The sequence below is a fragment of the Pseudomonas sp. LH21 genome (assembly GCF_036549575.1).
In the GTDB taxonomy this organism is placed as follows: Bacteria; Pseudomonadota; Gammaproteobacteria; order Pseudomonadales; family Pseudomonadaceae; genus Aquipseudomonas; species Aquipseudomonas peradeniyensis.
The window spans coordinates 3,174,069-3,195,249 of record NZ_CP144367.1; the positions used below are offsets into that span (position 1 = coordinate 3,174,069).

The 21,181-nt window shown below is 65.4% G+C and carries 26 protein-coding genes and 2 pseudogenes; 14 read left to right on the forward strand and 14 right to left on the reverse strand.

Going from position 1 to position 21,181, the window contains the following annotated elements:
* Nucleotides 1-177: 177 nt before the first annotated feature.
* Nucleotides 178-999 carry a shikimate 5-dehydrogenase gene (locus VUG52_RS14355; protein WP_262951473.1) on the reverse strand — a complete coding sequence of 274 codons (822 nt, stop codon included), beginning with the start codon at nucleotides 997-999 and terminating at the stop codon, nucleotides 178-180.
* Between the two features lie 161 nt (nucleotides 1,000-1,160).
* On the opposite strand from VUG52_RS14355, the gene VUG52_RS14360 reads away from it, so the two are divergent.
* Both VUG52_RS14360 and VUG52_RS14365 read left to right on the forward strand, forming a co-directional pair.
* A complete protein-coding gene (locus tag VUG52_RS14360; protein ID WP_262951472.1) occupies nucleotides 1,161-1,505 on the forward strand; it encodes a hypothetical protein in 345 nt (114 codons plus the stop codon).
* A 101-nt stretch (nucleotides 1,506-1,606) separates the two neighbouring features.
* Complete coding sequence (locus VUG52_RS14365) at nucleotides 1,607-1,789, forward strand: hypothetical protein (RefSeq protein WP_050705422.1); 183 nt, start codon at nucleotides 1,607-1,609, stop codon at nucleotides 1,787-1,789.
* 93 nt (nucleotides 1,790-1,882) lie between these two features.
* Here VUG52_RS14365 and VUG52_RS14370 read toward each other — a convergent pair whose 3' ends face one another.
* A complete protein-coding gene (locus VUG52_RS14370) occupies nucleotides 1,883-2,845 on the reverse strand; it encodes a GlxA family transcriptional regulator (protein WP_050705421.1) in 963 nt (320 codons plus the stop codon).
* 100 nt (nucleotides 2,846-2,945) lie between these two features.
* Here VUG52_RS14370 and VUG52_RS14375 point away from each other — a divergent pair, with 100 nt between their 5' ends.
* Nucleotides 2,946-3,557 carry a LysE family translocator gene (locus tag VUG52_RS14375; protein ID WP_262951471.1) on the forward strand — a complete coding sequence of 204 codons (612 nt, stop codon included), beginning with the start codon at nucleotides 2,946-2,948 and terminating at the stop codon, nucleotides 3,555-3,557.
* Nucleotides 3,558-3,569: 12 nt separating this feature from the next.
* Here the strand turns inward: VUG52_RS14375 and VUG52_RS14380 are convergent, their stop codons facing one another.
* Together VUG52_RS14380 and VUG52_RS14385 are read right to left on the reverse strand one after the other, a co-directional pair.
* The gene (locus tag VUG52_RS14380) at nucleotides 3,570-4,766 is read right to left on the reverse strand and encodes an MFS transporter (RefSeq protein ID WP_050705419.1); all 1,197 of its coding nucleotides are present in this window, start codon (nucleotides 4,764-4,766) and stop codon (nucleotides 3,570-3,572) included.
* Nucleotides 4,767-4,873: 107 nt separating this feature from the next.
* Nucleotides 4,874-5,773, reverse strand: coding sequence for a LysR family transcriptional regulator (locus VUG52_RS14385; protein WP_262951470.1), 900 nt, complete (start codon nucleotides 5,771-5,773; stop codon nucleotides 4,874-4,876).
* Between the two features lie 73 nt (nucleotides 5,774-5,846).
* Between VUG52_RS14385 and VUG52_RS14390 the strand changes: the two genes are divergently transcribed.
* Nucleotides 5,847-6,176, forward strand: a complete 330-nt coding sequence (locus VUG52_RS14390) for a cupin domain-containing protein (RefSeq protein ID WP_186712350.1) — start codon at nucleotides 5,847-5,849, stop codon at nucleotides 6,174-6,176.
* On the opposite strand, the gene VUG52_RS14395 is transcribed toward VUG52_RS14390, so the two are convergent.
* Nucleotides 6,167-7,534, reverse strand: a complete 1,368-nt coding sequence (locus VUG52_RS14395; RefSeq protein ID WP_262951469.1) for an MATE family efflux transporter — start codon at nucleotides 7,532-7,534, stop codon at nucleotides 6,167-6,169. The two genes, VUG52_RS14390 and VUG52_RS14395, sit on opposite strands and share 10 nt — an antisense overlap.
* 104 nt (nucleotides 7,535-7,638) lie before the next feature.
* On the opposite strand from VUG52_RS14395, the gene VUG52_RS14400 reads away from it, so the two are divergent.
* The 4 genes from VUG52_RS14400 (at nucleotide 7,639) to VUG52_RS14415 (ending at nucleotide 12,997) form a co-directional block, all read left to right on the forward strand.
* Entirely contained in the window at nucleotides 7,639-8,232 is a 594-nt protein-coding gene (locus VUG52_RS14400; RefSeq protein ID WP_186712352.1) for a TetR/AcrR family transcriptional regulator, read from the forward strand.
* Between the two features lie 238 nt (nucleotides 8,233-8,470).
* Nucleotides 8,471-10,876: a glucose/quinate/shikimate family membrane-bound PQQ-dependent dehydrogenase gene (locus VUG52_RS14405; RefSeq protein ID WP_262951468.1), complete on the forward strand. Its 2,406-nt coding sequence runs from the start codon at nucleotides 8,471-8,473 to the stop codon at nucleotides 10,874-10,876.
* A gap of 125 nt (nucleotides 10,877-11,001) precedes the next feature.
* Nucleotides 11,002-12,249, forward strand: a complete 1,248-nt coding sequence (locus VUG52_RS14410; RefSeq protein ID WP_331831680.1) for a carbohydrate porin — start codon at nucleotides 11,002-11,004, stop codon at nucleotides 12,247-12,249.
* A gap of 127 nt (nucleotides 12,250-12,376) precedes the next feature.
* The gene (locus VUG52_RS14415; RefSeq protein WP_262951466.1) at nucleotides 12,377-12,997 is read left to right on the forward strand and encodes a LysE family translocator; all 621 of its coding nucleotides are present in this window, start codon (nucleotides 12,377-12,379) and stop codon (nucleotides 12,995-12,997) included.
* On the opposite strand, the gene VUG52_RS14420 is transcribed toward VUG52_RS14415, so the two are convergent.
* On the reverse strand, nucleotides 12,975-13,670 hold the full coding sequence (locus VUG52_RS14420) for a metallophosphoesterase (RefSeq protein ID WP_262951465.1): 696 nt from the start codon (nucleotides 13,668-13,670) through the stop codon (nucleotides 12,975-12,977). The two genes, VUG52_RS14415 and VUG52_RS14420, sit on opposite strands and share 23 nt — an antisense overlap.
* Nucleotides 13,671-13,744: 74 nt before the next feature.
* On the opposite strand from VUG52_RS14420, the gene VUG52_RS14425 reads away from it, so the two are divergent.
* The gene (locus VUG52_RS14425; RefSeq protein WP_050705408.1) at nucleotides 13,745-14,251 is read left to right on the forward strand and encodes a DUF3016 domain-containing protein; all 507 of its coding nucleotides are present in this window, start codon (nucleotides 13,745-13,747) and stop codon (nucleotides 14,249-14,251) included.
* 3 nt (nucleotides 14,252-14,254) lie between these two features.
* Here VUG52_RS14425 and VUG52_RS14430 read toward each other — a convergent pair whose 3' ends face one another.
* The gene (locus VUG52_RS14430; protein WP_262951464.1) at nucleotides 14,255-14,776 is read right to left on the reverse strand and encodes a DUF2867 domain-containing protein; all 522 of its coding nucleotides are present in this window, start codon (nucleotides 14,774-14,776) and stop codon (nucleotides 14,255-14,257) included.
* 82 nt (nucleotides 14,777-14,858) lie between these two features.
* Between VUG52_RS14430 and VUG52_RS14435 the strand changes: the two genes are divergently transcribed.
* Nucleotides 14,859-15,101 (forward strand): hypothetical protein, encoded by a 243-nt coding sequence (locus VUG52_RS14435; protein ID WP_262951463.1) that lies wholly within the window; start codon nucleotides 14,859-14,861, stop codon nucleotides 15,099-15,101.
* Here the strand turns inward: VUG52_RS14435 and VUG52_RS14440 are convergent.
* A complete protein-coding gene (locus VUG52_RS14440) occupies nucleotides 15,035-15,901 on the reverse strand; it encodes a lipopolysaccharide biosynthesis protein (RefSeq protein ID WP_262951462.1) in 867 nt (288 codons plus the stop codon). The genes VUG52_RS14435 and VUG52_RS14440 overlap by 67 nt on opposite strands.
* A 110-nt stretch (nucleotides 15,902-16,011) precedes the next feature.
* Complete coding sequence (locus VUG52_RS14445; protein WP_050705406.1) at nucleotides 16,012-16,512, reverse strand: methylated-DNA--[protein]-cysteine S-methyltransferase; 501 nt, start codon at nucleotides 16,510-16,512, stop codon at nucleotides 16,012-16,014.
* A gap of 150 nt (nucleotides 16,513-16,662) precedes the next feature.
* Between VUG52_RS14445 and VUG52_RS14450 the strand changes: the two genes are divergently transcribed.
* The gene (locus VUG52_RS14450) at nucleotides 16,663-17,172 is read left to right on the forward strand and encodes a GNAT family N-acetyltransferase (protein ID WP_050705405.1); all 510 of its coding nucleotides are present in this window, start codon (nucleotides 16,663-16,665) and stop codon (nucleotides 17,170-17,172) included.
* Here VUG52_RS14450 and VUG52_RS14455 read toward each other — a convergent pair.
* The 4 genes and pseudogenes from VUG52_RS14455 to VUG52_RS14470 all read right to left on the reverse strand — a co-directional run.
* Nucleotides 17,163-17,327: pseudogene (locus VUG52_RS14455) on the reverse strand (hypothetical protein); the annotation flags it as partial. The gene VUG52_RS14450 and the pseudogene VUG52_RS14455 overlap by 10 nt on opposite strands.
* A 6-nt stretch (nucleotides 17,328-17,333) precedes the next feature.
* Nucleotides 17,334-17,681 (reverse strand): hypothetical protein, encoded by a 348-nt coding sequence (locus VUG52_RS14460; RefSeq protein WP_371263140.1) that lies wholly within the window; start codon nucleotides 17,679-17,681, stop codon nucleotides 17,334-17,336.
* A gap of 137 nt (nucleotides 17,682-17,818) precedes the next feature.
* Nucleotides 17,819-18,358, reverse strand: coding sequence for a GNAT family N-acetyltransferase (locus tag VUG52_RS14465; protein ID WP_262951459.1), 540 nt, complete (start codon nucleotides 18,356-18,358; stop codon nucleotides 17,819-17,821).
* Nucleotides 18,359-18,523: 165 nt separating this feature from the next.
* A complete protein-coding gene (locus VUG52_RS14470; protein WP_050705403.1) occupies nucleotides 18,524-18,904 on the reverse strand; it encodes a hypothetical protein in 381 nt (126 codons plus the stop codon).
* A gap of 453 nt (nucleotides 18,905-19,357) precedes the next feature.
* On the opposite strand from VUG52_RS14470, the gene VUG52_RS14475 reads away from it, so the two are divergent.
* The 3 genes and pseudogenes from VUG52_RS14475 to VUG52_RS14485 all read left to right on the forward strand — a co-directional run bounded on the left by VUG52_RS14475 (nucleotide 19,358) and on the right by VUG52_RS14485 (nucleotide 20,675).
* On the forward strand, nucleotides 19,358-19,540 hold the full coding sequence (locus tag VUG52_RS14475) for a hypothetical protein (protein ID WP_050705402.1): 183 nt from the start codon (nucleotides 19,358-19,360) through the stop codon (nucleotides 19,538-19,540).
* 115 nt (nucleotides 19,541-19,655) lie between these two features.
* A pseudogene (locus tag VUG52_RS14480) lies at nucleotides 19,656-19,868 on the forward strand (GNAT family N-acetyltransferase); the annotation flags it as partial.
* Nucleotides 19,869-20,009: 141 nt separating this feature from the next.
* The gene (locus VUG52_RS14485; RefSeq protein WP_050705400.1) at nucleotides 20,010-20,675 is read left to right on the forward strand and encodes an SOS response-associated peptidase; all 666 of its coding nucleotides are present in this window, start codon (nucleotides 20,010-20,012) and stop codon (nucleotides 20,673-20,675) included.
* 44 nt (nucleotides 20,676-20,719) lie between these two features.
* On the opposite strand, the gene VUG52_RS14490 is transcribed toward VUG52_RS14485, so the two are convergent.
* A complete protein-coding gene (locus VUG52_RS14490; protein ID WP_050705399.1) occupies nucleotides 20,720-21,076 on the reverse strand; it encodes a VOC family protein in 357 nt (118 codons plus the stop codon).
* Nucleotides 21,077-21,181: the final 105 nt, after the last annotated feature.

Here is a 21,181-nt window from a genome sequence, read left to right on the forward strand (position 1 = left end):
TTGATTTCACCGGGACAGCGTGGGAGCGGGCTTGCCCCGCGATCACCGGCAAGGCCGGTGCCATATCACATCGCGGGGCAAGCCCGCTCCCACGCTGATGATGCTTGCAGCTTTGCGCCCTGCGCGACAGTAAAGCCCGAAAGACTTGGCGATCTCCTGCAGGTCGCCACGATGCGGTCAGATATCCCGGGCAAACGCCACTGCCGCGTCTACCTGCTCGGCCGTCGGCCGCACCCCGGTGTACAGCACGAACTGCTCCAGCGCCTGCAACGCGATGACATCGAGCCCGGTGATCACCGGTTTGCCCAGCGCCTCGGCGGCGCGGATCAGTGGTGTCCGCGCGGGCATGGCCACCACGTCGAACACTTGCTGCGCCGCCGCGATGGCGGCTTCACTGAATGCCAACTGCTCAGCCTCCGGCCCTCCGGCCATGCCGATCGGCGTGACATTGACCAGCATGGGCGGACACCGATCGCCCAGGTCCGGCAGCCAGCGGTACCCGCAGACATCCGCCAACTGTCGCCCGGCTTGCTCGTTGCGAGCGACGATAGTGCCCTCACGAAATCCTGCGTCACGCAGGGCACTGGCCACCGCCTTGGCCATGCCGCCGCTGCCGCGCAGGGCGAACGCGGTCGCTGGATCGACCTGGTGCCGGGCCAGCAGCTGGCGCACCGCCAGGTAGTCGGTGTTGTAGGCCTTGAGATGACCATTGGTGTTGACCAGGGTGTTCACCGAGGCGATGGCCGCGGCGGACGGATCGACCTCGTCCACCAGCGCCAGACAGGCCTCCTTGTACGGCATCGACACGCCGCAACCACGGATCCCCAGTGCGCGAATACCGGCTACGGCGCCAGGCAGGTCCTGTGTGGTCATGGCCTTGTAGTAGTAATCCAGCCCCAGCTGGCGGTAGAGATGGTTGTGAAAGCGCACGCCGAACGTCCCGGGGCGCCCGGCCAGGGAGATGCACAGCACCGTGTCCCTGCTCGGTGAATGGCTCATCGCGGTTCCTCTGTCATGGCTGAATCGATTGTGCCAGCGTACCAGACCCTGCCGCCGGTCGCCCCTTACACAACCTTTACCCTTTGCCGGCGCGCACTTTACCGTAGCCGCGGTCATAGTTATCAGGCCCCGTGCGTGGGGCTGTCTTGCGAGGTGTCGCCATGAAGCGTTTGATTCCCGGAATCGCCCTGCTGGTCGGCGCGTTGGCCATCAGCGGGCAGGCATCGGCCCATGGTGGCGGCTGGTATGGCCCGGGGCCAGTGATCGGCGCGGCGGTGGTGGGTGCGGTGGTCGGGGCGGCGGTATCGGGCGGCCACGACCGTACCGTCTACGTCGAGCGCCAGCCGGCCTACTACCCGCCACCCCCGGTCTATGTGCAGGCGCCACCGCCGCCGGTCTACTACCAGCCCTACGTGGTCGAGCGCTATGTGCCCGCCCCGCCGCCACCGGTGTACCGGCGCTACTACGGCCCGCCACCGGTGTACTACGGTCCGCCGCGCTGGTAAGCGCCATAGTTGATAAAAGCAATGACCACTATCGAGGACATTGATTTCAAACCCTGAAGCCATCTGCGTAAGGTGGGGCCATGTTCGAGAGGAGATCCATCATGGCCCCGATCCAGATCATGTCCGTAGTCGGCAGCGCGGTACCCAGCAACCTGCGCCAACAAGGCCTGCTGGCCTGCTGGTACCTGCTGCGCAATGGTGAAACCATCAGCGGCCCGTTGACCAGCCGCCGCTCGGCCGAAACCCTGGCCGACCGCCTGCTCGGCCAGGTGTTCGCTGCCTGACCCCGAATTAGTTGTGCTTTGCTCCCTACGCCCCTTGTGCCCGCCTTGATGGCGGGCTTTTTTTGCCTCGCAGAAACCCGCAACCTCACGGTTTCACGACCTGCGCAACGCCTGCGCCGTGCAGCCGAAGCGCCGCCGAACCCACTTGCCCAGGTAGCTGGCATCGCCCATCCCCACTTCATCGGCGATCTGCGCCAGGCTGTGGCTGGAATTGAGCAAACGCCAGCGCGCCTGCTGCAGGCGCAGCTCCTGCCACCAGGCCTTGGCGCTCATGCCATGACACGCCTGGAACTGGCGGTCGAGCTGGCGCCGGCTGATGCCCAGCTCGGCCGCCAGCGCCTCCACCGGCAACTGCGCCGCCAGGTGATGGCGCATCAGCGCCGTGGCACGCTGCACCTGGCGTCCCTGCCCGACACCAGCGTCCAGCGAACGCAGGGCGTGAAGGCTATCCCGGCTCTCGTCCACCAGCATGTCGGCCAGGCCCTTGAGCGCCCGGGCGCGGCCACTGGCGCGGGCGATCAGCTCCACCGCCAGGTCGATGGCCGCCGTGCCGCCGGCGCAGGTGATCCGCTCACCATCGAAGCAGAACAGCTGCCCGGTCAGCAGGCGCACGCGGGGAAAGGCCAGGCGAAACTCCGCCTCATGGCGCCAGTGCACGACCACCTGATGACCGTCCAGCAGGCCACAGGCGGCCAGCAGGAAGGCTGCGTTGTCGACGCACACCAGCTTCACCCCGGCCTTGCTCGCCTGCTTGAGCAGGGCCTGGTAACGCGGCGCCAAGGCCGCCGTGGCACTGGCGTTGCGCCCGCCGAACAGCACCAGGTGGTCGTAGTCGCCCCAGCGGATGTCCGCAGGGGTTGCCTCGACCTGGACCATCACTGCGCTGCTGGAAACCACTGGCTCCCGGTCCAGCCCGAGCACGGTCCAGCGGCAATAGCGCTGGCGGCTGTAGTCCTCGTCGTCGGCGGAAAAGCGCAGCTTGTCGAGGAACGCGCCGAACGGCAGCAGGGCGAACTCCGGTAACGGCAGGATCAGCAGTCGCAGGTCAGGTGTCATTCAGGAATGTCCAGATATAACCGTTCAATGACCAGATACTACCCTGTATTTCCACTGCCCTGCCCTACACTGGCGCCCTGCACACCCACAAGGCTCCCCCATGGCACTCGACACCTGGCTCATCTACCTGCTCGCCAGCATCGGCCTGTCGCTGACCCCAGGTCCGAACAGCTTGCTGGCCCTGACCCATGGCGCGCTATATGGCGCCCGCCGTACGCTGTTCACTATCCTCGGTGGGGTGCTGGGCTTCAGTCTCCTGATCGCCCTGACCATGTTCGGCCTGAGCGCACTGCTGCAGGCCTCGGCCTCGGTGCTGACGGTGCTCAAATGGGTCGGGGGGGCCTACCTGCTCTGGCTGGGGATCCAGCTGTGGCGCAGCCCGGCGCTGCACCTGGAGCAACCTCGCGGCGGCGTGGCGCTGAGCAATGCCGGGCTGTTCCGCCAGGGCTGCCTGGCGGCACTGGCCAACCCCAAGGTGCTGCTGTTCTATGGCGCGTTCCTGCCCCAGTTCATCGATCCGCAGCGCGGTTTGCTGGTGCAGTTCGTGGTGATGGCGGCGACCTTCGCCAGTGTCGAATGCCTGGTGGAGTACCTGCTGGCACGCCTGGCGTTTCGCATCCGCCCGTGGCTGGCCAAGGGCGGCCGTAAGTTCAACCGCTGCTGCGGGAGCCTGTTCGCGCTGATCGGCGTGGCCCTGCCGCTGGGGCGATAGAAGCCCCGGAGATCAACGCCGGGAAACGCTCAGGAACACCATCAGCGCCAGCGCCGGCAATCCCGCGCCCAGCAACGCCACGCCGCTCCAACCGTACTGCGCATACACCCCGCTGGCCAGCGCCGAGCCCAATGCCCCGCCGAGGAAGATACTGGTCATGTACAAGGCATTCAGCCGGCCGCGACTGGCCGGATCCAGCGCGTACACCTCACGCTGGCCGATGACCATGTTCATCTGCACGGCGAAATCCAGCAGCACCCCGCTCAACCCCAGGCCGATCACGCTGGCGCCCGGCGCGCTCAGACCCAGCAGCAACGCCAGCGGCGCCAGGGCCATCGCCAGCAGCGAAGCACGTCGCGCATGCCCGGCATCGGCCAGGCGCCCGGCCAGCGGCGCCGCCACCGCGCCCACCGCCCCCACCAGGGCGAACAGCGCGATCTGGCTCTGCGACAGGCCGTGCTCGCTGGCCAGCGCCAGCGGCACCGCCGTCCAGTACAGGCTGAATGCGGCAAACATCAGCGCCTGGTACAACGCCCGCTGGCGCAACGCCGGATGGCGACGCAACAGCACCAGCAACGAGGCCATCAGCCCGGCATAGCTGGCCTTGTGCTCCGGCACCCGGCGCGGCAAGGTCAACGCCAGCAGCAGGATGATCGCCACCATCACTCCGGCGGCGCCGACAAACACCGCGCGCCAGCCGAAGTGATCCGCCACCAGGCTCGCCAGCGGCCGCGCCAGCAGGATACCCAGCAGCAACCCACCCATGATGTTGCCGACCACCCGGCCACGCTCACGCTCCGGCGCCAGGTGCGCCGCCAGTGGTATCAGCATCTGCACCGCCACCGAGCTGAAGCCGATCAGCAACGCGTACAGCAGGAACATCTCACCCTGCCCGTGGCCGCTGGTGCCGGCCAGCAACAGGCTGCCGGTGGCCAGCACCGCCGTGGCGATCATCAGCCGGCGGTTCTCCAGCAGGTCGGCCAGCGGCACCAGGAACAACAGGCCCAGGGCGTAGCCGATCTGGGTCAGGGACACGATCAGGCTGGCCCGCTCGGCGGGCAGCCCCAGGTCCGGCGCGATCAGGCCGACGATGGGCTGGGCGTAGTAGATGTTGGCGACGATGGCGCCGCAGCAGAACGCCAGCAGCGTCACCAGGGCGCGGCTCAGGCCCGGGGCCGATGCCTGGGCGACGGCGAGGGAGGGATTCATACGAGGGTACCTCGGCTTGCGAAAGGATGTGCGCGAAGGGTGACGGACAACCGCCCCGGCGAGAATCCATCGCCCGCGCAACGGGCCTTTGCGTGGCGCGCAACGCCTCAGCCGACCAGCAGTTCCTCGCAGAAGGCAACGAACGCCATGACCCGGCGCGAGCCGCGGTGGTTGGGCAGGTACAGGGCGTTGATGCTGGCGCTGGCCGCCCCCGGACTCACCGTCCAGTCGGCAAACAACCGTTGCAGGCGCCCGGCCTCGACATCCTCGCGCACCAGCCAGTCGGCCAGCAGCGCCACGCCGCTGCCGGCAATGGCCGCCTCGCGCAACAGGTCGGCGTTGGCGCTGCGCAACGGGCCGCTGACATCCAGTTCCAGGCGCTGCTCGCCCAGGCTTAGCCGCCACGGCCGCGCCGACTGGCCGTAGCGAAAGCGCAGGCAGGCGCACGCGGCCAGTTGCTGCGGTTCGGTCAGCACCGGCTGCTGGCTCAGGTACGCCGGGCTGGCCACCAGCCAGCGCTCGAAACGCCCCAGCGGGCGACACACCAGTTCATCGCTGGGCGCCGGCTCGCCAAGGCGGATGCTCAGGTCGTAGCGGCCATCGAGCAGGTCGTCGAAGCGGTCGCTCAGGTCGATGTCCAGCTCCAGTGCCGGGTGGCGGGCAAGGAACGCGCCCAGGTGCGGAGCGATGACCCGGCGACCGAACTCCACCGGCAGGCACAGGCGCAACACGCCGACCGGCTCCTCGCCCCGATCGGCGACGCTGGCGTCGGCCTCGGCCAAGGCCTCGAGAATCTCGCGGGCCCGCTGGTAGTAGCTGGCGCCGGCTTCGGTCAGGCTGACCTGGCGGGTCGAGCGGTTGAGCAGGCTGGCCCCCAGCTCGAGTTCCAGGGTGTCAACCTGGCGGGTCACCGAGGAAGTCGCCACCCCGAGCCTGCGCGCGGCGGCGGAAAAGCCGCCGGCCTCGGCGGTGGCCATGAACACCTTGAGCGCCAGCAGCTTGTCCATCGTCAATCTTCCATGGGGCAAAGGCCGAAACCTTCCTACAATCACCGACTGGAATCAACCACGCGAGACACCCATGCCCGACAACCTGTTCACCGCCCTGCCCCCCCTCGCGCCCGACGCCGACGAGCAGTTCACCGACCTGCTCCGGCGCCCGGGCCTGCGCATCGAGCGTATCGTCTCCAGCGGCCAGGCCAGCCCGCCGGGGTTCTGGTACGACCAGGCCGAGGGCGAATGGGTGGTCGTGCTCAGCGGCAGCGCCGGGCTGCGCCTGGAGCACGAGCCGCACACCCGCGTGCTGCGCCCCGGCGACCACCTGGACATCCCGCCCGGTTGCCGCCACCGGGTGGAATGGACCGAGCCCGGCGTGGCGACGGTATGGCTGGCGGTGTTCTATCAGGGCTGAGCCAGTACCGCCGTGGCGGGCGTTGCCTGCAGGCGATAGAACCGCCACGGCAGCAGCACCGCCGCCACGGCCAGGCCACAGGCGAAGCCGACCCAGACACCCACCGCGCCCAGCGAGGAGTGGAAGGCCAACCAGTAGCTCAGCGGCAGCGCCAACAACCAGTAGCTGACCAGGGTCACCCCCACCGGCCAGCGGTAGTCCTGCAGGCCACGCAAGGCACCCAGCGCGGTGGACTGCAGACCGTCGGCCACCTGCATGGCCGCGACCACCACGAACATCGGCACGGCGATGGCGATCACCTGCGGGTCATCGCTCATGGCCTCGGCGATGGAACGGCCGAACAACGCAAGCAGCACGGTGGCCACCAGCATCCAGGCGGTAACGCTGGCAAAGGTGGCGCTGCCGATGGCGCGGATGCGCGCCCTCTCGCCGCGGCCCTGGGCCTGGCTGATGCGGATGCTCACCGCCGCGGCCATGCCCAGCGGCAGCATGTACAGCAGCGCGCCGATCGACTGCACCACCTGGTTGGCCGCCAGGGCCGCATTGCCCAGCCAGCCGAGCATCCAGGCGGCGATCACCACCGCGCCGGCCTCGGCGAGATACCCCAGGCCCAGCGGCCAGCCCTCGCCCAGCAGCGTGCGCCAGCTTAGTCGCGGCCCCTGTGGCGCCTGCCGGTAACGCGCCAGCGAAGGCGCCAGGCGCCAGTAAGCCAGGGCCAGCAGCACAGCCAACGATTCGGCGATCACCCCGGCGACGCCCGCGCCCAGCAGGCCCAGCGCCGGCAGACCGAAATGGCCGTGAATCAAGCCGTAGCTCAGCGGAATGTTGAACAGCACCGCGCTCATCACCAACAGCACGCCCACCCAGGGCCGGCCGATGGCTTCCAGCACGTCCTTGAACACCACCGCCAGGCAGTACGGGATCAGGAACACCGCCATCGCCTGCCAGTACGGCGTCAGCAGCGCCACATCGGGCAGTGGCACGCCCAGCCATTGCACCAATGGCAGGCAGGCCAGCATCGCCAGGCAGCCGAGGATACCCACCAGCAGGCCATAACCCAGCCCGGCACGCAGGGTGCGCGCCACGGCCCCGGGTTCATCGGCGCCATAGGCATGGCCGACGCGCACGCTCAGGGTAGCAAGCATGCCGTACAGCCCGGCATGGAAGATCAGCCCGGCGCTGCTGGTCAGCGCGACACAAGCCAGCACCACAGTGCCCAGCGAGGCCAACAGCACGGTATCGGTCAGGCTGATCAGCTCGGCCGCCGACAGGCCCAGCACCAGCGGCAGCGCCAGGCGCAACAGGCCGGGCAGCTCGCCCAGCCAGGCAACATTCTTGGGTGAAACGAGGGCAGTCACGGTAGTAACCTCCAATTCACATACGCCGCGTATGCTAATGCTATTTATTGACATACGCAACGTATGCTAATTTGCAGGCATTGCTTTTTTACCCGGAGCCTCCCATGCCCAACCCTCGCCGCAGCCGCGCCGCCATGAGCGCGGACACCACCGAACGGCTGATCGCCGTCGCCCGCCGTCAGTTCGCCGAAAAGGGCTTTGCCGCCGTGGTGATGGACGAACTGTGTGCCGAAGCCGACCTCACCCGAGGGGCCCTGCACCATCATTTCGGCGGCAAGGCCGGATTGTTCACCGCGGTGGTGGAGCACCTGCTCGAGGAGATCAACCAGGCGATCGACGCCCGCTACGCCACCCACGACGACCCGTGGGAGGGCTATATCGACACCTGCCTGTACTACTACGACCTGCTGCACGAGCCGGCCCTGCGGCGCATCCTGCTGCAGGACGCCCCCGGGGTACTCGGCCCGCGCCTGCGCGAGCTGGAGGAAGCCAGCTATATCGGGCCCATGGCCCAGGGGCTGGTGGAGTTGCAGCAGGCCGGCAGGCTGCGCGCCTTCGACGCCGTGGCCATGGCGCACCTGATCAACGGCGCGATGGGCGACAGCGGCATGTGGGTGATCGCCCAGGACGATCCGCAGGCGGCGGCGGAGCGGGTGAAGGGGGCGTTGCGCTGTTTGATGGAGGGGTTGCAGGTCTGAATGGCTACGCCCCCCTGTAGGAGCGGCCTCGTGCCGCGAAAGGGCTGCGCAGCGGCCCCAAGAGTTCAGTACTGAGCAAAGATCGCCGGGGCCGCTTTGCGGCCCTTTCGCGGCACGAGGCCGCTCCTACAGGGGGGCGTGTAATCTGCAGAATTTTGCTCGCCGCAAAATGTACTAACCTGTTAATTAGCTTGCTAAGGGCTTAAACTTACCGCATTCCACCTGCGAGATCCCTGGCATGAAAGACTCACCCCGCGCCTGCGGCGCCTCAACCTTCATACTGGTCGGCCTGGGCGTCGTCATCGCCCTGCTCGGCCTGCTCCTGGCCGCCGGCGGCGTCAAGCTGGCCGGCCTGGGCGGTTCCTGGTACTTCCTGGTCGGCGGCCTGGCCATGGCCATTGCCGGTATCCTCATAGCCCGTCGCAAGCCGGCCGGCGCCTGGCTGTACGCGGTGTTTCTCGCCGGCACCGCCGTCTGGGCCGTGACCGATGTCGGGCTGGTGTTCTGGCCGCTGTTCTCGAGGTTGTTCATGTTCGCCGCCATCGGCCTGGCGGTGGCGCTGGTGTATCCGCAACTGGTCCAAGGCCCTGCGCGTGGCGCCTATGGCGTCGCCGGCCTGCTGGGCGTGGCGCTGGTGATCGCCGCCGGCAACATGTTCGTCGCCCATCCCAGCGTCGCCCCCACCGGCAAGGGCCCGGACCTGACCCCGGTGGAGCCGGGCCAGCAACAGAAAGACTGGGCCCACTACGGCAACACCGAGGGCGGCAGCCGCTTCGCCGCGCTGGACCAGATCAACCGAGGCAACGTCGACCAGCTCAAGGTGGCCTGGACCTACCACACCGGTGACGTCGCCCTCAGCGACGGCAACGGCGCCGAAGACCAGCTCACCCCGCTGCAAGTAGGCGACAAGGTGTTCATCTGTACCCCGCACAACAACCTGATCGCCCTCGACGCCGACACCGGCAAGGAACTGTGGAAGAACGCCATCAACGCCCAGTCCAAGGTCTGGCAGCGCTGCCGTGGCATGGCCTATTTCGACGCCAGCGCGCCGATCGCCCAGCCATCCCAACCCGACAGCACACCCGTCAGCGCGGCCAGCGTGCCAGCCGGCGCCAACTGCCAGCGCCGCCTGCTGACCAACACCATCGATGCCCGCCTGATCGCGGTCGATGCCGACACCGGCGCGTTCTGCGAAGGCTTCGGCGACAACGGCCAGGTCGACCTCAAGGCTGGCCTGGGTAACGTGCCGGACTCTTACTACCAGCTGTCCTCGGCGCCGCTGATGGCCGGCACCACCGTGGTGGTCGGCGGCCGCGTCGCCGACAATGTGCAGACCGACATGCCCGGCGGCGTGATCCGTGGCTTCGATGTGATCACCGGTGCCCAGCGCTGGGCCTTCGACCCGGGCAACCCGCAGGACCGCGACGCCCCGCAAGGCGACCAGACCTACGTGCGCAGCACCCCCAACAGCTGGGCGCCGATGTCGTACGACCCGGCGATGAACACCCTGTTCCTGCCGATGGGCTCCTCGTCCACCGACATCTACGGCGTCGAACGCAACAAGCTTGACCACACCTACGGCGCCTCGGTGCTTGCCCTGGACGCAACCACCGGCAACGAAAAGTGGGTGTACCAAACCGTGCACAACGACCTCTGGGACTTCGACCTGCCGATGCAGCCAAGCCTGATCGACTTCACCAAGGATGACGGCAACACCGTGCCCGCACTGGTGATCGGCACCAAGGCCGGGCAGATCTACGTGCTCGACCGCGCCACCGGCAAGCCGCTGACCCAGGTCGACGAAGTACCGGTCAAGCCGGGCAACATCCCCAACGAGCCGTACTCGCCGACCCAGCCGAAGTCGGTGGGCATGCCGCAGATCGGCGCGCAGACCCTGACCGAGTCGGACATGTGGGGCGCCACTCCGTACGACCAGTTGCTGTGCCGCATCGACTTCAAGAAGATGCGCTACGACGGCCTGTACACCGCGCCCGGCACCGACTTGTCGCTGAGTTTTCCGGGCTCACTGGGCGGCATGAACTGGGGCAGCCTCTCCACCGATCCGGTGCATGGTTTCATCTTCGTCAACGACATGCGCCTGGGCCTGTGGATCCAGATGATCCCGTCGCAGAACAAAGGTGCCGCCGCAGGCGGTGGCGAAGCACTGAACACTGGCATGGGCGCGGTGCCGCTCAAGGGCACACCGTACGCGGTGAACAAGAACCGCTTCCTGTCGGTGGCCGGTATTCCGTGCCAGGCGCCGCCGTTCGGCACCCTCACCGCCATCGACATGAAGACCCGACAGATCGCCTGGCAAGTGCCGGTCGGCACCGTCGAGGACACAGGCCCCCTGGGCATCCGCATGCACCTGCCGATCAAGATTGGCCTGCCGACCCTGGGCGGCACCCTGCCCACCCAAGGCGGCCTGGTGTTCATCGCCGGCACCCAGGACTTCTACCTGCGCGCCTACGACAGCGGCAACGGCAACGAAATCTGGAAGGCCCGCCTGCCGGTCGGCAGCCAGGGCGGCCCGATGACCTATGTGTCGCCGAAAACCGGCAAGCAGTACGTAGTGGTCACCGCCGGTGGCGCACGCCAGTCGACTGATCGTGGCGACTACGTGATGGCGTACGCCCTGCCCTGATCCGCGTCGCTCCCTTCGCGGGTAAACCCGCTCCTACAGGACTTTCACTGGACTGCAACTTGTGCGGTCCCTGTGGGAGCGGGTTTACCCGCGAAGGGGCCCTACACACAACCCGAGATTACGCAATGCCCGGTGTTCTTCGTTTCACTCCCTTCTTTCTTGTGCTGACCAGCACCGCGTCTCTCGCCGACGACAACACCCTGACCGGCGACTGGGGCGGCCTGCGCCACCAGCTCGAAGCAGACGGCATCACCTTCACCGGCGACTACAGCGGCGAGACCGCCTACAACGCCCATGGCGGCCTGCACCGCTCGGCCCGCTACTCGCAGAACCTCAAACTCGGCGTGCAGTTCGACCTGTCGAAGCTGTACGGCCTGGCCAACGGCGGCAAGGTCCAGCTGACCATCAACGACCGCTGCGGCAACAGCGCCTCGGAGGACCTGGTGGGCAACCGCCTGCCGATCCAGGAAAACTACGGTGGTCTCTACACCCGCCTGACCGAGCTCAGCTACGAGCGCAACCTGTCGCCGGCGCTGAACCTCAAGCTCGGCTACATGGCCATGGGCAATGATCTCGGCGGGCTGGACAGCGGCATTTTGTGCAACTTCATGAACGCCGGCTTCTGCGGTCACCCGCTGAACATGTCCGGCGGCAGCGGCTGGACCAACTATCCCAACGCCCACCTCGGCGTACGGGTGAAGTACGACCTGACGCCCGACTGGCAACTGCGGCTGGCGGCATTCAACGTCGACCCCGAGAGCAACGGCAATTCCAGCCGTGCCTGGCACCTGGGGCCCAAGCACACCACCGGCACCGTGGTCCCGGTGGAGCTGGTGTACAAGCTGCGCGGCGAACTGCCTGGCGAGTACAAGCTCGGTTACTACTACGACAGCTCGAACGCCAAGCGCATCGGCAGCAGCGCGGAAGTCGCCGGTCGTGGCGGCCATTACCTGCTGGTCGACCAGGCTGTGTGGAACGACCCGGCATCGCCTGAGCGCAGCCTGCATGCCTTCGGCCAGTACTCGGCGTCGAGCAAGGCCGCCTCGCCGTTTACCAAGTGGTATGGTGCGGGGCTGGTGCTCTACAAGCCGTTCACAAACCGGCCACGGGATACCGTCGCATTGGGATATGGCCGCGCGGTAGCGAACCCACGTAGCCGCGAGGTGCTGGAAGACGCCGCCCTGGACGCCGGGCAGCCCTTCCCGAACCTCGACAGCGCCGAGCAACTGGTCGAGCTGAGCTATGGCTACCAGGCCACCGCGTGGTTGAACCTGCGGCCTGATGTGCAGTACATCGTCGAGCCGGGGGCGTTTTCCGGCAACGACATCAAGGACGCGCTGGTGTTCGGGTTGCAGGTCAAGGCGACTTTCTGAGCCATGCAGCCCTTTCGTCACGGCGCTTGGTCACGGTAAATCCGCAGCCACACCCCTGCAATATTCTTCAATACCGGCTCAAGCAGTGGCCCTAGAGTGCAGCTTCCTCTCCCTGGAAGCCTGCACCATGCAACTGTTCCTGCTTATCGCCAGCGCTCACTTTCTCGCCCTGCTCTCCCCCGGCCCGGACTTCTTCCTGGTTGCCCGCACTTCGGCCAGCGCCGGCTGGCGGGTGGCCAGCGGCGCCTGCGTAGGGATCGCCCTGGCCAATGGCGTGTTCATCGGCGCGGCCTTCGCCGGGGTATCGTTTCTGCAAGCCGACAGCCTTTTGTTCGTCGCCCTGCAACTGGCCGGCTGTGGCTACCTGCTTTACCTCGGGCAGCTGTTCCTGCGCCATGCCGGGCAGAGCAGCGTAATCGGTGCCGAGCCCCGCACGGCATCGCACATCGGTGGTTGGCTGAACCGCCTGGGCATGGGCTTCGCCTCGGGCATCCTCAATCCGAAGAACGCCTTGTTCTACGCCAGCCTGGCGAGCATGATCGCCAGCAGCGGCGCCCTGGCCAAGCTGGCCTATGGCACCTGGATGTGCGGCATCGTCCTGGCCTGGGACCTGCTGGTGGCGGTGGCCATCGGCAACCAGCAGGTGCTGCGCCGCTTCGCCCATGCCCTGCCCTGGCTGGAGCGGGCCTCGGGGGTGATGCTGATCCTGCTCGCCAGTGGCGTGCTCATGCACCTGGCCTTGGACTGAGCAGCGTCAGCCGCCGCAGCTCGAGCAGGCTGAAGTAGCCACGGCTCCAGCCGCCGGTGTCCAGATGCCAGACATTGCCCAGCACCTTCATCTCCAGCACCGGTGTGTGCCCGACCAGCAAGGCCCGCAAGCCCTTCACCGGTCGACTGTCGCCCTCCTTCAGGCGCCGTCGCGACCACTGGCACACCTCGCGCACCTGCAGATCGCCCCCGGCCTGCAGGTTCGCGCACAAACGCTCCCAGTCGTCAAAGGGGCTGTCGGCGTGCAGCAGCCCGACCGGCCCGTCGGGCGTGTCGACCTGCAACGCAATCGGCAACCGCTCGAACACCTCGACGAAACGCGCCTGCTGTGTTTTCGGCAGGTCGAGGAACCAGCCGCCGCCGGCCGCCCGGTACATGTCCAGGTCGACCCGCCCGCCGCGCAGATGATTGACCGCCAGCGACTCGTGGTTGCCCTGCACCGCGTGAAACCAGGGCTTGGCCAGCCATTCCAGCGCCTGCGGGCTGGCCGGCCCACGGTCGACCAGGTCGCCGACGCTGAACAGGCGGTCGACCAACGGATCGAACTCGACGGCCTCGAGGCATTCCTGAAGGCGCTCGAAGTGCCCATGAATATCGCCCACGGCCAGGTCACGCCCGCGGGTATTGGCGGTCATCCGCCGAAAAGCGCTCATTGCATCAGTCCTCTGCTTATGCCCCGCACCGGCGTAAAATAGGCAGGCAAGCCGCCCAAACCCGGAGGTGCATCATGCGTACCACCCTGGCCAGCGCCCTGTTGCTGGTGCTGGCATTCGACAGCATGGCACAGGGCGTTCCGACCGCGCAGGTCGAGGTGCGTTTCGACCACCCGGAAAAATTCCGCGATGCCAGCCTCGACAACCGCGGCTACCCCCAAGGCGCCGACCCGCAGGTGATGAAAGCCCTCACCCAACACCTGCAGAAGCTCGGCCAGCGCTACCTGCGACCCGGCCAGCAACTGGTCATCGACATCCGCGACATCGACCTGGCCGGACGTTTCGAGCCCTGGCACAGCCAGGCCTACGATGTGCGTTTCATGCGCGAGGTCACCTGGCCCAGCATCGACCTCTACTACACCCTCCAGCAGCCCGGGCAACCCGCGCTCAAGGCCCAGGAACACCTGAGCGACAAGATGTACCTCAGCCGCCCCGGCCGCCTTGGCAGCAACGACCGGCTGTATGCGGAAAAGGCCATGCTTGGCGATTGGTTCCGTCAACGCTTCGCACCGCCGTCCTGATCGTCACCGCGCCAGCCGGCGCAGGGCGATGGGCGCGATCAGCCGATGGAATGGCGCCACCGGCAACATGTACAGGCGGCCCAGCCAGTTGTGCGTGCGCACCACGGTGCTGACCAGCACCTCGCACCGCCCGGGGGCCGTCGGGCGACGCATCAGGGCAATGTGCACGTCCAGGTGGTGATCGCAATCGGCCAGCAGCACCTCATGCTCGCTGTTGCTGACCAAAGTAAAGATGCCCACCCGCTCTCCAGGCCGGTAACTGCCCGGTGCGCGGGTCTGATCGATGGCGGTCAGCCGGCCCAGGTTCTTCAACCCGAACAGCCCGACCAGGCGGTTGCGCAACACCATCATCTCGTCGATCCAGCCGGGCATGCTCGTCATCAGGCGCAGGAAGTACGCCATGGCCGGTTGCTCGTCGTCCGCCAGGTCGATGGCCCGGCAATGGCGGAAGCCCGCAACTTCTGCATGCGGGATAATCAATGAATCAACAGGTATGGCGGCGCGGCTCATCGAATCCTCATCCATGAAAGTGCTGCCTCACGACTGGTGGAGGCTGCATGCCCGATAGTATCCTCGGCGCTCGTACTCACGCCAGGGATCAGGCCAGATGAAATACCTGTTGTTGACACTGGGCAGCTACGCCGGCAGTTATTACCTGGTGGGGCTGTTGATCCGTGGTCGCCTGGCCGACCTCGCCGAAGGCTTGCGTCATCGCCCCGATGCACCATCACCACGCCTTTACTTGCGTGAAGTCGAATCCCACGCACGACGCGCCCACCGGCATTACAGCCTGGTCGTCGGAACCGTCCTGGCATTGTTGTCATTGCTGGCCTGTATCTGGCTCGCTTGAAATGCTGGGTTCAGGCAAGCCAGCCGGCGTGCTTCGGACAAACTGATCTTGGGTATGACAGTGTCCGGAATGCGTGACGAGGCTGACAGGTTGTAGGCGCGAAAATCGCGGTTTAGCACCTGGTCCGCCATCAGCGACAGCGACGGCAGGATGCGGCTTTCCCAGTGCTGGTCAAGCCCACAAGGCGAACGCGCCTGCCCCTCACGCTCGTAGAACCGCCCGGCTGCCTGGTTCATGTCCAGCCCCACCAGCAGCACGTCATCGAAGCCCAGGTGATAGGCCAGCTGCAACGCCACATAAGCCACCGTGCGCGCATCGAAGAAGCCGTGGGAGAGGTCCTTGCTGAAGCCGATCGAGCGGGAGCGCTTGCTCCACAACGCGCGGTTGCGCACATAGACCCCATCACGCGCGCCCAGCCAGTCTGCAAGGCCAGGATCCTTCGCCTTGCTCAGCGGGTAGCAGACGGTGCCCGGCGGCACCTCGAGCGACTCCAGTTGCTCCGGCCACAAGGCCAGGTGCGCACTGGTGCGCACGGCCGTGGCAAACAACTCGGGTTGCTGGCGAGGAAAGTCCCGGTCAGTGCACAAGTAGAAGAAGGGCCCCAGGCCGGCGGCGTCGAGCATGGCGATGGAACCGTTCATGGCGATCACGGGCACGCTGGAAAATTCAGCAATGGGAAAATCCTTGGCCGATACGCCGGATCCTAGAATCACGACTGGCCCCCGCTGGGTATTGCGACACGCCTCGAAGCTGGAGAGCGCCCCACAAGCAGCATACGGCTGCGAGGGAGAAGAAGACATTGGCGAGTGAAGTCCTTGAAGATACACACAGGCACCTTACAGTTCTTCACAATTCAAATGAACAATTTTACAAAAATCTTACAGAACCGAGACACCTCAAGCCTCGCAGCCTAGAACGCCAGCGCCAGGCTCTGCCGCCCCTCCAGCGCCAGCAGGAACTGCTTGGCCGGCAATCCACCAGCGAAACCGGTCAGGCTACCCGAGGCCCCGATCACCCGGTGGCATGGCGCGATGATCGAGATCGGATTGCGTCCGTTGGCCGCGCCCACCGCGCGGACCGCGTCGGGCTTGCCGATCTGCCGGGCGATCTCGCCGTAGCTGCGAGTCTGGCCGAAGGGGATGGTCAAGAGCGCCGCCCAGACCTCACGCTGGAACTCGGTGCCGACGAAGTCCAGTTCCAGCTCGAAGCGCTGGCGTTGTCCTGCAAAGTACTCGCCCAGCTGGCGGGCGGTCTCGCGCAGCACGCCGTGCTGGTCATCACGGTGCAGTTCGCCCAGGCGCACCCGGTTTTCCCGCTCGTGCTCCCACAGCACGGCGCCCAGCCGCTCGCCTCGCGCCACCAGGGTCAGGGTGCCGACGGGCGATTGCATGAGGGTGAAGGCACAGGACATGGCAGGCTCCGGCAGGACGACGATCACTGCACTGTACCCATCGCGGCGTGCCGGCGCATCCGCTTTCTTGCCAGGGCATCGCCCCTGGCCAGCCCGGGCCTGCGCCCCGTACACTGGGGCGCCACTCGTTTTTCAAAGGATGGAAACACAGTGAACGACGCATCGCCCGACATCGTCATCGAACGTTTTGCCGAGCAGCACTTGCAGGGCATCGCCGCGCTCTACAACGAACCAGCCGTGTGCCGCCAGGTGCTGCAGATGCCCTATCAGTCCGTCGAGGTCTGGCGTGAACGCCTGGCCGCCTATCACGAACGCCAGGTCCGCCTGGTGGCGGTGCACCAAGGCCAGGTGATCGGCAATATCGGCCTCGACCAGAGCACACGCATCCGCCAGGCGCACCTGGGCGAACTGCTCATGGGCGTTGCCCAGGCCTGGCAAGGCAAGGGCGTCGGCTCGCGGCTGATGACGGCCATCCTCGACATCGCCGACAACTGGATGAACCTGCGGCGGGTCCAGCTCACCGTCTACGCCGACAATGAGCCGGCGCTGGCGCTGTATCGCAAGTTCGGCTTCGAAACCGAAGGCCGGCTGCGCGATTATGGCGTGCGCGACGGGGTGTACGTCGATGCGCTGTGCATGGCGCGGATGCGTCAGTCGTAGAACGCCATGCCCGCGTAGGGTTTGACCCGACAGGCCGCCAGCCGCGACTGCAGATCGCCGACATGGGCTTCGAGCTGGTGGCCGTCCGGGTCGAGGAAGTACAGCGAGTCGCCCTCGCTGCTGTCCTGTTTCCACAGCCGTACGGCATGCTCACGCTGCTATCATACCCGCGAACACATCAGCGCCGCATCGAGCAGGCGCCCCTTGTCATACCAGGCATCCCGCTGGTACGCCGAGAACTGCTGCCGCCCGGCGGAGCCTTGAACCTTGACCAGGCCCTCGGCCTTGTTCGGATCGGTGCTGGCGACAAACAGCTCCAGGGCGCCCTGGTTCTGCACGACATAGGTCTTGGCCGTATCGGGAAGCTCGGCCTTGACGCAATTCAGGTACTCCGGCGGGCTTTTCGCAGTCATGCCGAAGGTGTTGTCGCGGCCCGCACGGATATCGGGATCGTGTGCGCAGCCCACCAGCAACAGGCTGGTGGCCACTGCCATCATCAAACGGCTCATACAGACTCCAACCACCCCAGCAGCAAGCCCTGGACAGGGTCAGACACCCACCATCCTTTTTAATAGTCTGCTTACGATCTACAAGACTAGCCCCAGGTGACGAGGGCGGTAGGCCGGTTCGCTATATCGCCTGGCTTTCAGGCCGGCCTGTCGATTCGGTAGAGCACATGCGGCCGCAATGCATTGCCTTCAGGCACCGTCGGGTCGGGGAAGTCCTCCGCCGGATCCGAGCGCATACCCAACCGCTCCATCAAAGCCCGCGACGGGGTGTTGATACCGGAGGTGTAGCCGATGACCTGCCTTAGCCCAAGCGTCGACCAGGCGTGCTCCAGGCATGCGCTGGCCGCCTCGAATGCATACCCCTGTCGCCAGTGGTGGCGTCCGAAGATCCAGCCGATTTCGACGTGCGGGCCGCCCGGTATCTCATCCCCGGTCAAGGACAGTCCAAGCCCGCCGACCAATACGCCATCGACCTTGCGTTCGACAGCGACGAAACCGAACCCATGGACCTGCAGATGTTGATCGCAATCCGCGAGCATCGACCTGGTTTCATCGGGCGACAGTATCGATGGGTAGTAGTAGCGCCTGACTTCGGGGTCGGCATTGATCAGGGCAAAGGTTTCGATGTCCCGCTCGGCCCAGGGACGCAGGACAAGACGTGGTGTTTCGATGAACATGGGTAAACTGCAACTCCCTTCTACCAGGCACTCCTCGCATCGCCCCGGGCAAAAACCACCCGTTCGATGCCTGCAAGGCGAAGGAATCTAGCACAGTCACAGGATTGCAGACGCAAGACTCCGGTCATCGAACGACCGGAGTCCATGCAGGTCAAGCGAACCCGATCAAGGTTTTCCGAACACGTAGAAACTCAGGTTGGCCGAACTCTTGCCGGCGGCGAACAAGCCACGCAGGTTGCTCATCGAAACGCTGCGAATATTGAAGGTCTCCTGGGCGGAGTAGTTCGCATCGATACTGACGTATTGCAGGTTCTTGTCGCTGCCACCAGAGTAGTCCAGGCGCACCATGAACGTGCCCGCACCGGCGGTGGTCCTGAGGATGAAGGATTTGTACTGCTGGATCTGCGCTTCGACGAAGTTCGCGCCGGCCCGCTCTCCCTCCTTGCCCTTCACATCGCAACGACCGCTGCTCAGGTAGGTATAACCCGGAGGTACCTGAACATCGGCGGCCAGTTCTTCATCAAAAGCCTTTTGTTGCTGTGCCATGACTCATGCTCCTTATGAGTGGGACTTGCTTACCGCACGGGTGAGTGTACTAGCGTCCAGAGGGTCGGCTTGTCCAGCAGACAAGCGGAGCACTCACACGAATATCAATTTAAACCAATAAACACTCAAACAGATTTTCTGGTACAGGCCCCAGTTCAGGGGCCTTATCCCCAGGAATGGGGATCAGGCACTGGCCTGCAGGAACACGAAGATCGCCACCACATCCAAAGCCAGCACGGCAGCCACGACGAAGCTCATGAAATTGAAGTCATCCTGGAACATGTCTGCTCTCCCGCATGATCGGTTTCCTGGGTTCAAGCAACTCCCATTCCAGCCCGCCAGCGCCAGGACAACGTCCATTGGTCAGGCGAGACGGGTGTTTCAGGCAAACAGGCGTTTACTGATGGTCATGCCCTCCGGCTCTCGCAAGGATGCCCATCAAGGTGTGCCCCCATGAGACGCATCCAGAAGATCATCCAGCAGCGTCGTCGGCAGCTGCATGTCCACATTCCGCCCAGCGAATTGAAGGGAATGCAGTGTGGCGATGGGGCCGGCACGGCGAAACCGCTGCCGCCGCTAGAGGTTCGCCAGGTAGGAATGAGAAGAGCCGCGCTTGAGGGATCGACCACTGACTGAACAGGCCCTGCCCAAGCTGTTAGAGTGAGCCAGGAGCCAGATCCAATGAGGCCTGTTTACCAGGTTGGCGATAGACTCCTGCCCGGCCCAGACAGGCGATGCCAGGAGGCAATCAATGCAGCCGATCACTTTGCGCAAAGCGCTGCCTCAGGATGCCCTGTGCCTTGCCGCACTGGGTATCCAGGTATTTCTCGACACCTATGCCACCGAAGGCATACGCGACGCGATCGCCCAGGAAGCCCTGGACGCCTTCTCGCCAGACAACCTGTCGAAGGTGATTGCCAGACCAGATACCTTCATCACGCTCGCAGAGATTGACGGGCATCTGGACAATGCTCGGCCACGGGCATTGATCCAACAGCAGATCGCCTCGCTGATCAGCGGGTTCCTGGCGCAGTCATTCAACAACTGAGGATCGCGGACACCGCTCGACGACCTATCCTTCAAGTTCAAGCAGGAGGGATGGGAAATGTGCGGACGGCTGAGCCAGTACCGCGGGCTCCATGACTTCGTTGAAACCCTGAGCATGCCGCGGGCCTGGCGGAACAATGTCGGTGAGCAGCCGCTCGGTCATTACAACGTTGCACCGAGCACGCAGGTTGCAGTGCTTCGAGTAGATGGCACAGGCCCGCGTGCAGACATGGTCAGGTGGGGATGGCGCCCGCACTGGGCGACCGACCGTGCTGCGCCGATCAATGCCCGCGTCGAAAAGGTGGCGCACGGTGCCTTCTTTCGGGCGATATGGCCATACCGTGCCATCACCCCGGTGGACGGCTGGTATGAATGGGTGGATGAAGGCGGGCCGAAGAAGCAGCCCTACTACATCCGCCGACGCGACGGTCGCCCTGCCCTGTGCGCCGCCATCGGCCAGTTCGCCGGCAACGATCATGACGGGTTCGTGATCATCACCGCCGATGCCCAGGGCGGCCTGGTCGACGTGCACGACCGGCGACCGGTTGTGCTGCCATCTGGCCTGGCTAAAGAATGGATGTCGGCCCCTATGCCCAGTGAACACGCCGAGCAGTTGCTGCTCAACCTGGGCGAGCCGTCGGAGACTTTTGAGTGGTACCGGGTGGGCGCTGCAGTGGGTAACGTACGCAATCAAGGACAGGATCTGATCGAACCAGTTCAGTGAAGGACTAGCGACTGGCAAGGGGCTTCAGGTTAGCTCCGTCCACTTCAATCAGCAGCTGTCCAGACAGCCAGCTCATAGCCATCTGGGTCGATGAAGTGGAACCGTTTTCCACCTGGGAACGAAAACACTTCCCGGCTGATCTTGCCGCCCGCCGCCACGACACTGTTCTCGGCCTTGGCAAGATCGCCTGCGTACAGGATGACCAAAGGCCCTCCTGGCCTGACCGGCTCGCCCGTGGTGAAGCCACCGGTAAGCCGACCGTCACTGAACTCGGTGTATGTCGGACCGTAGTCCATGAAGGTCCAACCGAACACCGCGCCGTAAAAATCCTTGCTGCGCTTGATGTCGCTGACGTTGAACTCGATGTTGTCGATCTGACTATCCTTCCCTCGATTGCTCATTGGCACCTCCCTGTTGGAGGCAGGAATCTACCATAGCCCGGCTACAGCCGCCTTCAATGCCCGCGTAGAACCAGATACAGAATCGCCTGGGCAAGACCTGCTACA

Coding starts and splice junctions, on each gene's coding strand:
- VUG52_RS14355 (WP_262951473.1), bottom strand. CDS start 999: ATGAGCCATTCACCGAGCAGGGACACGGTGCTGTGCATCTCCCTGGCC.
- VUG52_RS14360 (WP_262951472.1), top strand. CDS start 1,161: ATGAAGCGTTTGATTCCCGGAATCGCCCTGCTGGTCGGCGCGTTGGCC.
- VUG52_RS14365 (WP_050705422.1), top strand. CDS start 1,607: ATGGCCCCGATCCAGATCATGTCCGTAGTCGGCAGCGCGGTACCCAGC.
- VUG52_RS14370 (WP_050705421.1), bottom strand. CDS start 2,845: ATGACACCTGACCTGCGACTGCTGATCCTGCCGTTACCGGAGTTCGCC.
- VUG52_RS14375 (WP_262951471.1), top strand. CDS start 2,946: ATGGCACTCGACACCTGGCTCATCTACCTGCTCGCCAGCATCGGCCTG.
- VUG52_RS14380 (WP_050705419.1), bottom strand. CDS start 4,766: ATGAATCCCTCCCTCGCCGTCGCCCAGGCATCGGCCCCGGGCCTGAGC.
- VUG52_RS14385 (WP_262951470.1), bottom strand. CDS start 5,773: ATGGACAAGCTGCTGGCGCTCAAGGTGTTCATGGCCACCGCCGAGGCC.
- VUG52_RS14390 (WP_186712350.1), top strand. CDS start 5,847: ATGCCCGACAACCTGTTCACCGCCCTGCCCCCCCTCGCGCCCGACGCC.
- VUG52_RS14400 (WP_186712352.1), top strand. CDS start 7,639: ATGCCCAACCCTCGCCGCAGCCGCGCCGCCATGAGCGCGGACACCACC.
- VUG52_RS14405 (WP_262951468.1), top strand. CDS start 8,471: ATGAAAGACTCACCCCGCGCCTGCGGCGCCTCAACCTTCATACTGGTC.
- VUG52_RS14410 (WP_331831680.1), top strand. CDS start 11,002: ATGCCCGGTGTTCTTCGTTTCACTCCCTTCTTTCTTGTGCTGACCAGC.
- VUG52_RS14415 (WP_262951466.1), top strand. CDS start 12,377: ATGCAACTGTTCCTGCTTATCGCCAGCGCTCACTTTCTCGCCCTGCTC.
- VUG52_RS14420 (WP_262951465.1), bottom strand. CDS start 13,670: ATGAGCGCTTTTCGGCGGATGACCGCCAATACCCGCGGGCGTGACCTG.
- VUG52_RS14425 (WP_050705408.1), top strand. CDS start 13,745: ATGCGTACCACCCTGGCCAGCGCCCTGTTGCTGGTGCTGGCATTCGAC.
- VUG52_RS14430 (WP_262951464.1), bottom strand. CDS start 14,776: ATGGATGAGGATTCGATGAGCCGCGCCGCCATACCTGTTGATTCATTG.
- VUG52_RS14435 (WP_262951463.1), top strand. CDS start 14,859: ATGAAATACCTGTTGTTGACACTGGGCAGCTACGCCGGCAGTTATTAC.
- VUG52_RS14440 (WP_262951462.1), bottom strand. CDS start 15,901: ATGTCTTCTTCTCCCTCGCAGCCGTATGCTGCTTGTGGGGCGCTCTCC.
- VUG52_RS14445 (WP_050705406.1), bottom strand. CDS start 16,512: ATGTCCTGTGCCTTCACCCTCATGCAATCGCCCGTCGGCACCCTGACC.
- VUG52_RS14460 (WP_371263140.1), bottom strand. CDS start 17,681: ATGAGCCGTTTGATGATGGCAGTGGCCACCAGCCTGTTGCTGGTGGGC.
- VUG52_RS14465 (WP_262951459.1), bottom strand. CDS start 18,358: ATGTTCATCGAAACACCACGTCTTGTCCTGCGTCCCTGGGCCGAGCGG.
- VUG52_RS14470 (WP_050705403.1), bottom strand. CDS start 18,904: ATGGCACAGCAACAAAAGGCTTTTGATGAAGAACTGGCCGCCGATGTT.
- VUG52_RS14475 (WP_050705402.1), top strand. CDS start 19,358: ATGAGACGCATCCAGAAGATCATCCAGCAGCGTCGTCGGCAGCTGCAT.
- VUG52_RS14485 (WP_050705400.1), top strand. CDS start 20,010: ATGTGCGGACGGCTGAGCCAGTACCGCGGGCTCCATGACTTCGTTGAA.
- VUG52_RS14490 (WP_050705399.1), bottom strand. CDS start 21,076: ATGAGCAATCGAGGGAAGGATAGTCAGATCGACAACATCGAGTTCAAC.